11 protein-coding genes are annotated in these 12504 nt (G+C 70.9%); 6 read left to right on the top strand and 5 right to left on the bottom strand.

Annotated elements, in window-relative coordinates:
• Window positions 1-110: 110 nt before the first annotated feature.
• The 4 genes from ACGFSH_RS19400 to ACGFSH_RS19415 all read right to left on the bottom strand — a co-directional run bounded on the left by ACGFSH_RS19400 (window position 111) and on the right by ACGFSH_RS19415 (window position 3968).
• Window positions 111-1118, bottom strand: coding sequence for an NlpC/P60 family protein (locus ACGFSH_RS19400; protein ID WP_393350001.1), 1008 nt, complete (start codon window positions 1116-1118; stop codon window positions 111-113).
• A gap of 113 nt (window positions 1119-1231) precedes the next feature.
• Window positions 1232-1978 carry a trypsin-like peptidase domain-containing protein gene (locus ACGFSH_RS19405; protein WP_393350003.1) on the bottom strand — a complete coding sequence of 249 codons (747 nt, stop codon included), beginning with the start codon at window positions 1976-1978 and terminating at the stop codon, window positions 1232-1234.
• Between the two features lie 464 nt (window positions 1979-2442).
• Window positions 2443-2613: a hydrophobic protein gene (locus ACGFSH_RS19410; RefSeq protein WP_069770632.1), complete on the bottom strand. Its 171-nt coding sequence runs from the start codon at window positions 2611-2613 to the stop codon at window positions 2443-2445.
• 116 nt (window positions 2614-2729) lie between these two features.
• A complete protein-coding gene (locus ACGFSH_RS19415) occupies window positions 2730-3968 on the bottom strand; it encodes a phosphatidylserine/phosphatidylglycerophosphate/cardiolipin synthase family protein (protein ID WP_393350005.1) in 1239 nt (412 codons plus the stop codon).
• Window positions 3969-4519: 551 nt separating this feature from the next.
• On the opposite strand from ACGFSH_RS19415, the gene ACGFSH_RS19420 reads away from it, so the two are divergent.
• From ACGFSH_RS19420 to ACGFSH_RS19445, 6 genes are all read left to right on the top strand, one after another.
• Window positions 4520-4828, top strand: coding sequence for a hypothetical protein (locus tag ACGFSH_RS19420; RefSeq protein ID WP_003991275.1), 309 nt, complete (start codon window positions 4520-4522; stop codon window positions 4826-4828).
• Between the two features lie 199 nt (window positions 4829-5027).
• Window positions 5028-5876: a hypothetical protein gene (locus ACGFSH_RS19425; RefSeq protein WP_393350008.1), complete on the top strand. Its 849-nt coding sequence runs from the start codon at window positions 5028-5030 to the stop codon at window positions 5874-5876.
• Window positions 5866-7206, top strand: a complete 1341-nt coding sequence (locus tag ACGFSH_RS19430; RefSeq protein ID WP_393350010.1) for a hypothetical protein — start codon at window positions 5866-5868, stop codon at window positions 7204-7206. The genes ACGFSH_RS19425 and ACGFSH_RS19430 overlap by 11 nt, the downstream gene beginning before the upstream one ends.
• Complete coding sequence (locus ACGFSH_RS19435; protein ID WP_393350012.1) at window positions 7203-8762, top strand: SCO6880 family protein; 1560 nt, start codon at window positions 7203-7205, stop codon at window positions 8760-8762. Before ACGFSH_RS19430 ends, ACGFSH_RS19435 begins: the two co-directional genes overlap by 4 nt.
• Window positions 8763-8771: 9 nt before the next feature.
• Complete coding sequence (locus tag ACGFSH_RS19440) at window positions 8772-10202, top strand: ATP-binding protein (RefSeq protein WP_393350015.1); 1431 nt, start codon at window positions 8772-8774, stop codon at window positions 10200-10202.
• A gap of 16 nt (window positions 10203-10218) precedes the next feature.
• The gene (locus tag ACGFSH_RS19445; RefSeq protein ID WP_393350017.1) at window positions 10219-11793 is read left to right on the top strand and encodes a TraM recognition domain-containing protein; all 1575 of its coding nucleotides are present in this window, start codon (window positions 10219-10221) and stop codon (window positions 11791-11793) included.
• 3 nt (window positions 11794-11796) lie between these two features.
• On the opposite strand, the gene ACGFSH_RS19450 is transcribed toward ACGFSH_RS19445, so the two are convergent.
• Complete coding sequence (locus tag ACGFSH_RS19450) at window positions 11797-12339, bottom strand: GNAT family N-acetyltransferase (RefSeq protein ID WP_393350019.1); 543 nt, start codon at window positions 12337-12339, stop codon at window positions 11797-11799.
• Between the last annotated feature and the right edge of the window lie 165 nt (window positions 12340-12504).

Consider the following 12504-nt stretch of genomic DNA (forward strand, 5'->3'; position numbering starts at 1 on the left):
CAGGAACGCACGGCCCCGGTTGATACGTTCCGCTCTCCACTGAATGATCACTCAGACGTTATCGAAGAGAGACAGGTCTCCGCAGCTCAGCGCCGGGTGGGCGGCCCGGCTCAGACGGTCGTCGGGAGCGCTTTCGCGCCATCTTCGGTGACCCGGGTGGCCCCGAAGTACTCGGAGGTGTCGACCGGGTCGAACCGGATCACGGCGCCCGTGTACGGCGCGTCGATCATGTATCCGCCGCCGACGTAGATGCCCACGTGGTGGATGGCCCGCGAGTTGCCGGGGTCGGTGGAGAAGAACACCAGGTCCCCGGGCAGCAACTCGCTGCGCTTGGGGTGCGGTCCGGCGTTGTACTGGTCGTTGGCGACCCGGGGCAGGGTGATCCCGACGCTTTCGTAGGCGGCCTTGGTCAACCCGGAGCAGTCGAAGCGTCCTCCCTGGTCGGCGGTGCCGTTGCCGCCCCACAGGTAGGGCGTCCCGAGCTTCTTCTGGGCGAAGTAGATGGCTCCGGCGGCCTGCTTCGAGGGGTCCACGCGGGTCACCGGCGCGGTGAAGGACTCCTCCAGCGTCGTGATCGTCTTCACGTAGTTGCGGGTCTCCGAGTACGGCGGGACGCCGCCGTACCTGATGACGGCGTCAGGTCCCGCGTTGTACGCGGCGAGCATGTTGTGCGTGGCGTTGCCGGGGACGGTCTTCACGTACGACGCGAGCTGGCAGTCGTACGACGCGGCCGACGGAATCGCGTCATTCGGGTCCCAGACGTCGCGGTCGCCGTCGCCGTCGCCGTCGACGCCGTGCGTGGCCCAGGTGCCGGGGATGAACTGCGCTATCCCCTGTGCGGCCGCGGCGCTTTGCGCCCTCGGGTTGAACCCGCTCTCCTGGTACAGCTGGGCCGCCAGCAGCGCGGGGTTGAGGGCCGGGCAGAGATTGCCCCATTTGGCCACGAGCGGCTGGTAGGCCGCGGGCACGGCGCCCTTGGCCAGTTGCCTGGTCGCTCCGCTCACCTGGTTGGCGAGGTTCCCGCCGATGACGTAGACGCCGATGACGAGCGCCATCATGAAGGCGGTTCCGGCGCCGGCGACGGCGGTCACCACGATCCAGGTCCTACGCACCGTCAACCGCCCCTCGCCGCCCGGGAGTCCGCCTCGGACAGTGTAGGGGCGGCCCCGTCACGATGGGGTGAACGCACCTCGACGGAGAGCCGCCGGGCGCCGCCCGGCGGGCCGTCGCCTCAGGGGTCGGCGGTCGCGGCGCGGTACAGCTCGGCGGCCTCCGCGCCCAGGACGACGCTGTAGGACACGTCGGCCGTGGACCCGCCCTGCTCATGACCGCCCAGGACGCCCACGACCCGGCCGTCCCCGTTCACCCACGGGCTGCCGCTCGTACCGCCGGTGAGGCCGGGGCAGGCGATGCGCTGCTGGGACCGGTCGTGCGGGGTGGGCCGATTGGTGCAGCGGACCGGGTCCTCGGCGTCGTGCGGGTATCCGGTGACGGTCACCGCCGTGGCCCCGGTGGCGGTGCCGGTGGCGAACCGGTTGGCGCCGACGACGTCCTCGACGCCCTCGGCCTTCAGCTCGTCCAGGGCGGCGAACGCCACGTCGCTGTCCTCGTCCCGGTTCTTCGCCCACCCTTCGGGCAGGAAGACCCGGTCGACCTTCCAGACGCCGTAGGGGGCCCGTCCCTCGCGGTACCCGGGGACGAAGACGAACTCACCGTCCCCTTCGAGGCAGTGCGCCGCCGTAGCGATGAGGTTGTGGTGCGGGCTGCGCACGACGGACGCGGTGCAGAAGTGCTCGCCGACGAGGCTGCCCGCCTCGGCGTCCTCGGCGGCGAACAGCGCGCCGACCCGGGCGCTCTGCGGCGTCGCCACAGCGACGGCCGTCACCCCCAGGGGGCCGGGCCCGCCGTCGGCGGCCGCCTCGGAGGCGGAGGTGACGGCCAGCATGATGACCGCACCGAGCAGGGCGTTTCGCTTCATCGGGTTCACTGTGTCCCACGAAGGTGAGAGAAACGTCGGTTACCACTTTCGACGCTACCCGCACTCGGCCCGCACAATCTTCCCGGTTCCGGACGCGCGTACGAGGATCGCCGGGCGCGGGCGGGGAAGACCGGTACGGCCGCGGGGGGCGCGGGCGCCGGGGGCAGCGGGGTCGGCCGTTGGGCCATTGGAGTGACTCCCGTCCGTCTTCGGATGACGAGCGCTCCAGAGCCGTCGTCACGGCGAATCGCCGTGCGCGGGACGCATTCGCCCCGGCCCCGCGGGCGGACGAATTCGATCACTTCGCATTCGAGGAGCGCACTGAAAGCGCTGAAAGCACGGAAAGCGCTGAAGCGCGGCGGAGCGCATACCGGAAACGGCCCGGCCGAATGAACGGCCCACAGCCGACAGTCGAAGGGCCCTCCCGGCGGTCGCCGAAAGGGCCCCTCTCACCGGATGTGCGTCTACCAGCGGTACCAGCGGCCCTTACGGCCGCCATGTCCGGCCGGGCGGACCACGAAGCCCACCAGCCAGACCGCCAGAACGATGACGGCGATCCACCACAGCGCCTTCAGGGCGAAGCCGGCGCCGAACAGAACCAGGGCGAGAAGCAGAACAAGAAGCAGGGGAACCATGTTTATCGACCTCCGCAAAGTCAGGTGCCCCGCGAAATCCCCTTCACGCCCATGAATTCCGGACGCATGTCCGCGGGAATCCGGGTCATACGAACCGGCCCGAAGACGCTCCGGCCTCAGAGGAACCGGCGGATAGGCAGGACGGCGGTCTCGCGCGCCCGCTGGAGCACGGAACGCCGCTTCCACCGCCCTTCCCGGATCAGCTCGGCGGACTTCACGTCGTCGTCGAAGTGCCCGTCCAGGGTGGCCGTGAACTCCTGGTCCAGCACGGCCAGCATGATCTCCTCGTCGTGGTCGAGGGAGCGGCGGTTGAAGTTGGTCGAGCCCACCAGCGCGGCCACGCCGTCGACGGTGATGACCTTGGCGTGCATCATCGTCGGCTGGTACTGGTAGATCTTCACACCACAGGCGGTGAGGTCCTCGTAGTAGTGCTGGCCGGCCAGCTGGCAGACCCGCTTGTCGGTGTACGGGCCGGGCAGCAGGATCTCCACCTCCACGCCCCGCCGGGCGGTGGCGCACAGGAGTTCGATGAAGAAGGCGTCCGGCGAGAAGTAGGCCGTGGCCAGCCGGAAACGTTCCTCGGCCGACTCCAGCATCACCCGGATCAGGGTCTGCATGTCCTGCCAGCCGAAGCTGGCCGAGCCGCGCACCACCTGCACCACCGCGTCGCCCTGCGGCCGGTGCGACACGAACCGGTCCCGGTCGTCGAAGAGTTCGTCGTGGCACTCGGCCCAGTTCTGCGCGAAGGCGGCGGCGACACCGTCCACGGCCGGCCCGCGGACCTCGACGTGGGTGTCGCGCCACTCGTTCTCGTTGCGCGCGTTGCCGCACCACTCCTCGGCGATGCCGACCCCGCCCGTGAAGGCCGTCCGCTCGTCCACGACGAGGACCTTGCGGTGGCAGCGGTGGTTCTGCTTGAACGGCGAGAGGGTCAGGGGTCTGCGGAACCAGGCCACCTGCACGCCCGCCCGCTCCATCTCCGCCAGCAGATCCTTCTCGATCAGCCGGCTGCCGAACCCGTCCAGCAGCAGCCGCACCCGTATGCCCGCCGCGGCCCGGTCGGCCAGCGCCCGCGCGAAGTCGCGGGCGACGTCCCCCCGCCAGTACACGAACGTCATCATGTCCACGGTGTGCTCGGCGGACCGGATGGCCGAGAGCATCGCCGGAAAGATCTCGTCCCCGTTGCGCAGCGCGGTGAGCGCGTTGCCCTCGGTCGCCGCGATGCCGATCAGCCGCTCCAGGCGGCGGCGTATGCGCGAGGCGCGCTCCGAGAACTCCGTCACCGGAGCCCCTGCGCCGCCTTCGCCGTCGACGCCCGGAGAGGTCGGCTCGGTCCGGTTCTGCGTACTGGTCATGGGTTCACCGGCCGGCGCTCGGAGGGGACGGGCAGCCGCGCGGCCCGGTCCGGCACGGGACGCGGCGAGCAGACTTTACTCCGCCTTCACCCGATCCCCACGGCGGCCGCCCCCGCCCAGGCCCGGCCCCGCACCCGGCCCCACGCGGTTCCTCCGCACCGCCGCACAGCCGCACCGCCGAGCCCCGCGACCCCGGCGCCCCGCGCTCGGGACCGTCCTCATCCGCTGACTTCTCATCACTTCCTGTGCGGACCGTGAGATGTTCGCCGTGAGACCATCGAAACGCAGGCTCACCCGACCGGCCGTCAGAAACGGCACAGAGCCGTGAAGTGGGCTAACGACGGAACCACACCACAGGTTCCGCACCGACCTCATTGCCCGGCGTTACCTGCCGTGATACACAGAGTGACCATACGAGCCAATCGTACGAATCCGGTCCGTCAATGACGTCAAGTCGACATACGACGGCGACTTTGTCGGCGAGAATGAGACGTGACCTCTGCACACCGGCAGAGGAGCGGCGGAACTACCCACCAGGGGCGGTGACTTACATGCTGTTTGCGGCCGACAAAGGCGACATCAACACCATCATCGGCGGGATCGCTCCGGACTGGGGGCCCTTCGGCAGCCTGGGCAACGAGGCCAAGGTGATGATCGAGGTCGTGATGGCGGTCGCCATCCTCCTCTGCCTCGGCATCGCCATCTGGGGCGCGGCCAAGCAGCGCATCGGCGCGACTGCCCTGCGGGACACCTTCAGTGCGGAACAGGGCAAGGGCCTGATCATCGCCGGCCTCACGGGAGTCTTCATCATCGGCTCCCTCGGCACGCTGTTCACGATCGTGTACGGCATGGCCGTGTAACCGCGCCCCTCCGCACACCCCCGTCCGTCCGGGCGCGCCCGGCCCGCCATCCCCACCCACCTGTCGTGCCCACCGGCTGAGGTTGCGTTTCCCTGATGTCCCTGATGTCGAGTCACCACACCGCGCCCGCGCGGGAACCAGCACGGCTACCGTCGTACTACCACGCGTTCCGGTACGGCAACGAGGGGGCGTTCCCGGCATGACTCCCGGCGACGAACACGACTACGGCGAGTCCGCGCGCCCCGAAGAGGGCCGCGGCTACGGCGGCACCCGTCTGCGCCTGCCCGAGAACGACCCCTACGGTGGCGCCCGCAAAGGCGGCCGCTCGTCGTCGCGCAACCTGGTCACCGTGGTCGGCGTCGTCGTCCTGCTGATCGCGGCGATCGCCTTCGCGAACCGTGGCGGAGGCGATTCCCCTTCCACGTCGACCGACGCAGGCGAACCCGGCAAGCCAGCCGCGACCAGCACGGCGGCCACGGGGACGAAGCCCGTGCAGTCGAAGACGGGCGGCGTCCCGTCCGGCTTCGCCCACACCCAACAGGGAGCCGAGTCGGCCGCCGCCAACTTCGCGGCGGCCCTGGGCTCGACCGGCATGTTCCGCAAGGACAGCAGGCACGACCTCGTCGACACCGTCTACACCGCCGCCACGGCGGCCAAGCTGCAGCCCGCGATGGACCAGGCGTATTCGGCCGGCTTCCTCGCGAAGATGGGCCTCGACGCCGACGGCAACGCCCCCACGGGCGACACCTTCGTCTCGCGCGTGGTCCCCGTCGGCACGACCGCCCGCGCGTACTCCGACAGCACCGCCAAGGTCGCCGTCTGGTACCTGGGCCTCATCGGCATGTCCGGAACCACCTCGACCGACCCGGTCACCTCGTCGTGGAAGACCTGGACCTTCGACCTCCAGTGGACCGACGGAGACTGGAAGATCGTCCGCGACACCCAGCAGGACGGCCCGGCCCCCGTCCCCGGCGACGACCCGGCGGCCACCTCCGACGTGATCAGCAAGGCCATCCAGGAATACGGAGGGCTCACGTATGCCCGGTAAGCCGCGCCGTCTGCTCCGGCTCACCGGAGTCGTGACGGCCCTTCAGGCCTCGGCCGTCCTGCTGGCCACCCGCGCCGCGGCGGCCCCCTCGCCCGGCCCCTCGCCGACGCCCTCCCCTTCCGGCAGCCTGGACTGCAGCCTCATCACCGGCGATGCCAAGAAGTACTGCGAGAGGGGCAACGCGGGCTCGGGCACCACCCCCGATCCAGGCGTCTCCGACACCCTCGACCCGCTCTCCTCGCTCGCCAAGGGCTGTGCCGACGCCGCCTCCTGGACCGTGGACAAGCTCAGCGCCGCCGTCAAGGACACGGCGAACGTGGACTTCACCAACGAGAAGTTCCTCCAGCAGTACGCCGTCGTCTTCGCGGCCTCCACCGTACTGACGCTGCTGCTGTGGCTGCTGGCCGTCGCCAAGCGGGCGGTGCGCGGGGTCCCCCTCACCACCGCCATCGGCGAAGCCGTCGGCTTCCTCTGGCTGACCGTCCTGGCCTCCGCCTTCACGCCCCTGATCCTCTACACCGTCGTCTCCGCCACGGACGGCATCACGGACGTCCTCGCCAAGACCACCGGCAACCAGACCGACACGTTCTTCGGCACGTTCTCCGCCGCACTGGCCAAGGGCGAGAACATCGGCGGCGGCCCGATCATGCTGATCGTGGTGTCCCTGGTGTCGATCCTCGCCGCCGGAGTGCTCTGGCTGGAGCTGGTCATCCGGGCCGCCCTGCTGTACGTCGGCGCGCTGCTCGGCACCGTCGTCTACGCGGGCCTGGTCGACAAGAACCTGTGGAACCACGTCCGCCGCTGGGCCGGCATCATGATCGCCGTCATCCTGGTCAAACCGGTGATCGTGATCGTCCTCGGGCTGGCCGGTGCGCTGTCCGCCGGGGACGGACCGAACGCCTTCTCGGCCGTCGTCTCCGGTCTCGCCATCATCCTGCTCGCCATCTTCGCCAGCGCGATGATCTACCGCTTCGTCCCCGGCTTCGGCGACGAGATCGCCAACGGCCGCAACAACCGCATCATGCAGGGCGCCGAGGGCAAGGCCGCGGCCGTCATCAGCTCCCCGGCGACCCTCGTCGCCCAGGGCATCAAGACCCACAGCACCCGTGCGGACAACAACGGCGGCGGCCAGTCCGGCTCCTCCGGCGCCCGCCCCTCCAACCCGGCCGGCGGCGGGATGGCCGCGCACAGCTCGCGCGGCTCGAACGCCGGCGGCGGATCCGTCCCCTCCGCCGCGCCCGCGCCCCGCGCGAGCAACCCGGTCAACTCCCCGCACGCCGGCAACACCCGCAACAGCAGTACCAACCGCACGGGAGGTGAAGGGCGTTGACGACCGATTCCCACGTGTCCCACGCGGTCACGCCCCGCCGTACATATCTGATCGGCCGCGCCAGGCCCAACGCGATCGTCGGCCGCAACCGCGAGTCCGGCGAGATCGCGCTCATCGTCCTCGGCGCGTTCCTCGGCATGATGTGCGGTCTCCTCGTCCCCGTCCTCGCCCTGCGCATCGTCCTGCTGAGCGGCTTCCCCCTGCTCGCCGTGGCCGCCGTCTACGTGCCGTACAAGCACCGCACGTTCTACAAGTGGTTCGAGATCAACCGCAGCTACAAGCGCACCCTGCGCCGGGGCACCACGTACCGCTCGTCCGCCGTCGAGGCCGGCACCCGGCTGGACGGCCAGGAGGTCGAGGTCGGACCGCCCCCGGGCATCGGCCGCATCAGCTGGCTGGCCGCGCCCTTCGGCCCCGACGAGATCGCCGTCCTCCTGCACGCCGACCGCCGCACGGTGACGGCCGCGATCGAGATCGAGGGACCGGGCGTCGGCCTGCGCGACAGCGAGGACCAGGAAGCCCTCGTCGACCGCTTCGGCACCCTCCTCAAGCACGTCGCCAACGGCGACGGCTTCGTCACCCGCCTCCAGATCCTCGCCCGCACCCTCCCCGCCGACCCCGACGCCCACGCCAAGGACGTCGCCGTCCGGGGCGACGAGCGGTCCCCCGACTGGCTGGCCCGCTCCTACGACCAGTTGCAGTCCATGGTGTCCACGAGCAGCGAGCAGCACCGCGCCTACCTCGTCGCCTGCATGCACTTCACCCGCGAACTGGCCGCCGAGGCGCACGCCATGGCACGCGCCGCCCGCCCGCAGGCCGGCCGCAGACTCGACCGCGACGCCGGCCTCGCCGTCGTCATGGCCCGCGAACTCACCGACATCTGCTCCCGGCTCCAGGAGGCCGACATCCGCGTCCGCCAGCCCCTGGGCCAGGGCCGGCTGTCCTCCCTCGTCCACTCCATGTACGACCCGGACCACCCGATCGACCACATCCAGGCGATGACCAAGCGCAACGCCTGGCCGGCCGAGCTGGACGCCATGGAGCCCACCTACCTCCAGGCCAAGACCCGCGAGTCGACCACCCGCGCGCCCTGGTGCCACGCCACGGCCTGGGTGAAGGAGTGGCCGATGACCCCCGTGGGCGTCAACTTCCTGGCCCCCCTGCTGGTCCACACCCCGGACGTCATCCGCACGGTCGCCGTCACCATGGACCTCGAACCCACCGAGGTCGCCATCGAACGCATGCTGACGGAGAAGACGAACGACGAGGCGGAGGCGAGCCGCGCCGCCAAGATGAACCGCACCGTCGACCCCCGCGACGTCGCCGCCCACTCCCGCCTCGACCAGCGCGGCGAGGACCTGGCGTCCGGCGCGGCAGGCGTGAACCTGGTCGGCTACATCACCGTCTCCTCCCGCAACCCCGAGGCACTGGCCCGCGACAAGCGGACGATAAGGGCGTCCGCCGGAAAGTCGTACCTGAAGCTGGAGTGGTGCGACCGCGAGCACCACCGCGCGTTCGTGAACACCCTCCCGTTCGCCACCGGAATCCGAAGGTAGGGGCTTCACATGCGGGACCCGATGTCCGTCCTCACCGACGCCTTCACGTCCTTCCTGTTCGGCAAGGTGGAGACGACCCGCCTTCCGGTCCGCACCTCCACCGGCCAGGCCCAGGCGGTCTACCTCCCCACGGCCGCCCCCGGCCTCGGCGACTCCGGCGTCATCATCGGCCGCGAGGTCTACTCCGGGAAGGGCTACATCTACGACCCCTTCCAGCTGTACGGCCAGCAGCTGCCCGCCCCGCACTGGCTCGTCCTCGGCGAGTCCGGCAACGGCAAGTCCGCCCTGGAGAAGACCTACGTCCTGCGCCAGCTCCGCTTCCGCGACCGCCAGGTCGTCGTCCTGGACGCCCAGGGCGAGGACGGCGTCGGCGAGTGGAACCTCATCGCGCAGGCGCTCGGCATAACTCCCATCCGCCTGGACCCGGCGGCCGCCCTCGACCACGGCATCCGCCTCAACCCCCTGGACCCGTCGATCACCACGACGGGCCAGCTCGCGCTGCTGCGCACGATCATCGAGGTGGCCATGGGCCACGGCCTCGACGAACGCTCCGGCTTCGCGCTCAAGGTCGCCCACGCCTACGTCAACGAGACGATCGTGGAGCGCCAGCCGGTGCTCACCGACATCGTCGAGCAACTGCGCCACCCCGAGCCGGAGTCGGCGGAGGCGATGAACGTCGCCATAGACGACGTGCGGGCCTGGGGCCTGGACGTGGCGCTGGTCCTGGACCGCCTCGTCGACGGCGACCTGCGCGGCATGTTCGACGGCCCGACCACCGTCGGCATCGACCTGGACGCCCCGCTGATCGTCTTCGACCTGTCCCACATCGACCGCAACTCCATCGCCATGCCGATCCTGATGGCGATCGTCGGGGTGTGGCTGGAGCACACCTGGATCCGCCCCGACCGGGTCAAGCGCATCTTCCTCGTCGAAGAGGCCTGGCACATCATCAACAGCCCGTTCGTCGCCCAGCTCTTCCAGCGGCTGCTGAAGTTCGGGCGCCGGCTCGGCCTGTCCTTCGTCGCGGTCGTGCACCATCTGTCCGACGTGGTGGACGGCGCGGCCGCGAAGGAGGCGGCCGCCATCCTGAAGATGGCCTCGACCCGCACGATCTACGCCCAGAAAGCGGACGAGGCGAGGGCCACCGGCCGGGTGCTCGGCCTGCCGAGGTGGGCGGTGGAGATCATCCCGAGCCTCACCCCCGGCATCGCGGTGTGGGACGTCAACGGCAACGTGCAGGTGGTGAAGCACCTGGTCACCGAGACGGAACGGCCGCTCGTCTTCACCGACCGGGCGATGACGGAATCCTCCGCCGACCGCACCATGTCCGACGACGACGCCCTCCTCGCCGCCGAAATGGAACAGGAACGCAGGGCGGCGGCCTTCATGGAACAGCACCTGGCCGACTTGGACGGCTCGTCCGAGTCGACGGTGGCGTAGGCGGGCGGGAGTGGCCATGAGACCGGGTGACGAGCAGCGCCCCGCCGGCCAGGGAGGCGTCCCCGACGGCCTCCTGGTCGGCATACTCGCCTTCCTGCTCGGCATGACGCTGCTGGTCTGGGCGGCGACCGGACTGGCCGCCCTGTTCGCGCACGGCTCCTGGCCCGCGGGCGTCGCCTTCACCCGCACCCCGCAGGCCATGCGCCACCTCGTCGCCCAGCCCCACGACGTCCCCGGCGCCTGGCCGGACGCCACGGCCTCGGACCTGTCGGGCTACGGCCTGTTCTGGGGCCTGTTCATCGGCGAACTGATGATCCTCTTCGTGCTGACGGTGTTCGGGATAGGGACCTTCGCCCGCTGGAAGGCGGTCCGCGCCACACGGCACGCCAAGACCGCGCCCCCGGCCCGGGAACAGACCCCGCAACAGACCCCGCCGCCCCACCACGAGGTCCCCACCCAGCGCGTCGACCCCGGCCCCCTCGCACCCCCGGCCCAGACCCCGGCCCCCACGACTGCCTCCCAGCCCGCCGAACCCGCGTCCGCGGCACCGGCCCAGGCGACGCCGGCAACCGCGCCGCTCCCCCTGACCGTCTCCGCGCCGGCCGAACGGCCCACCGCACCCGTGGCGGCCGCCGAACCCCTGACCGGCTGGGCGACGGGCCGCACCGAGACCGCGGTCCACTACGCCCCGGCCGACGTCCGGCACGCCACCGCCGCCCGCGCCGTGCGCGAGGCCGAGGGCCCCGCCCTCGTCCTCACCTCGAACCCCGCGCTCTGGCAGGACACCAAGGACGCCCGCGCCAAACTGGGCCCCGTCCACCTCTACGATCCCGTCCACCGCTGCGACACCCCCGCCCGGCTCCACTGGTCCCCCACGGCGGGCTGCGAGGACAAGGCCACCGCGACGGCCCGCGCGGCCGCGCTCCTGGCCCCGGTCCGCCCCACCGCCCGGCTGGACCAGGCGGTCACCGACACCGCCGAAACCCTCCTCCGCAGCTACCTGCACGCCGCCGCCATCGACGGCCGCACCGTCCGGCACGTCCACCGCTGGTCCCAGGGGGCCGGGATCCAGGAAGCGGTCCGCACACTCCGCACCAGCCCCAAGGCGGCCCCCGGCGCGGCAGGCGAACTCGAGGCCGCTCTCACCGCACACCCCGAACGCCGGGACATCGCACAGGAACTGACCTCCCGTGCGCTCACCGCCCTGTCCACGATCAACATCCGTGAGGCATGCACTCCAAACCGAAGTGATGCCCTCGCCTTGGATTCCTTCGTGGACGAAGGGGGAACGCTTTACGTGGTCGGCGAATCCCTCGAGGACCCCAGGACACACCCCGGCGCGATGCCCCTCCTGACGGCCCTCGTCTCGAGCGTGGTCGAGCGCGGCCGGCGCATGGCCGAACGGTCATCCTCCGGTCGCCTCGACCCACCACTCACCCTGGTCCTCGACGACGTCGCGGCCGTGGCCCCCATCCCCCAGCTCCCGGACCTGCTGTCCACCGGACGCGACCGCGGACTGCCCACACTGGCCCTGCTCCGCTCCCGCGAACAGGCCAGGGCCCGCTGGCCCCACCACGAACTCCCGGCCTGACGACTACGCCCGGCCGGTCCGTTCGACCGCCATCTCGATCTCCCGCCGCTCTTCGAAAGCGACACCGGTGGGCGAGAAGCCGAGCCGCCGGTAGCAGGCGAGCGCCCGCCCGTTGTCCTCGTGCACGACGAGCCGCACCCGCTCCGCGCCCCACGACCACGCCCACTCCACCGCCGCGCCGAACAGCGCCTCGATCACGCCCGTTCCGCGATGCCCGGCCCGCACGAACACCCCGACGACGCACCCTTGCAACCGCTCCACGGCCGACCCGGCCCAGTCGACGCTGCCGGCCGCCTCGACCAGCACGGTGACGGTGCCCGCCAACTCCCCGTCGGGTGTCTCCGCGACGAACTGACGGGCCCCGGCCCCTCCATCGGCACCGCCGGCGGTCCGCTCTCGCCAGAAGTCGTCCGGCCGGACGACCGCCTCGTCGTACGTCTCGTAGAAGGCGAGATCCGCCACCGGGTCGCGCAGCGCCAGCAACCGGAGAGCCTTCACCGAGGGCCACTCGTCCGCCCGAACAGCCCGAACCTCATACGTGTACATGCAAATCACCGTAGCGCCCCCACCGGCCCCGCCCCACCTCTTTTCCCCTTCATCGAGGCACATCGGAGGTACAACGCAGAAAACCCCCGCACCAACGGTGCGGGGGTTTCCCATAAAATTTGTTCGGCGGTGTCCTACTCTCCCACAGGGTCCCCCCTGCAGTAC

It is taken from the genome of Streptomyces sp. NPDC048481 (assembly GCF_043200075.1).
GTDB lineage: Bacteria > Actinomycetota > Actinomycetes > Streptomycetales > Streptomycetaceae > Streptomyces.

Bases quoted from the DNA above. Each gene is read 5' to 3' on its own strand.
- ACGFSH_RS19450 (WP_393350019.1), bottom strand. From the start codon at position 12,339: ATGTACACGTATGAGGTTCGGGCTGTTCGGGCGGACGAGTGGCCCTCG.
- ACGFSH_RS19445 (WP_393350017.1), top strand. From the start codon at position 10,219: ATGAGACCGGGTGACGAGCAGCGCCCCGCCGGCCAGGGAGGCGTCCCC.
- ACGFSH_RS19440 (WP_393350015.1), top strand. From the start codon at position 8,772: ATGCGGGACCCGATGTCCGTCCTCACCGACGCCTTCACGTCCTTCCTG.
- ACGFSH_RS19410 (WP_069770632.1), bottom strand. From the start codon at position 2,613: ATGGTTCCCCTGCTTCTTGTTCTGCTTCTCGCCCTGGTTCTGTTCGGC.
- ACGFSH_RS19425 (WP_393350008.1), top strand. From the start codon at position 5,028: ATGACTCCCGGCGACGAACACGACTACGGCGAGTCCGCGCGCCCCGAA.
- ACGFSH_RS19430 (WP_393350010.1), top strand. From the start codon at position 5,866: ATGCCCGGTAAGCCGCGCCGTCTGCTCCGGCTCACCGGAGTCGTGACG.
- ACGFSH_RS19420 (WP_003991275.1), top strand. From the start codon at position 4,520: ATGCTGTTTGCGGCCGACAAAGGCGACATCAACACCATCATCGGCGGG.
- ACGFSH_RS19415 (WP_393350005.1), bottom strand. From the start codon at position 3,968: ATGACCAGTACGCAGAACCGGACCGAGCCGACCTCTCCGGGCGTCGAC.
- ACGFSH_RS19405 (WP_393350003.1), bottom strand. From the start codon at position 1,978: ATGAAGCGAAACGCCCTGCTCGGTGCGGTCATCATGCTGGCCGTCACC.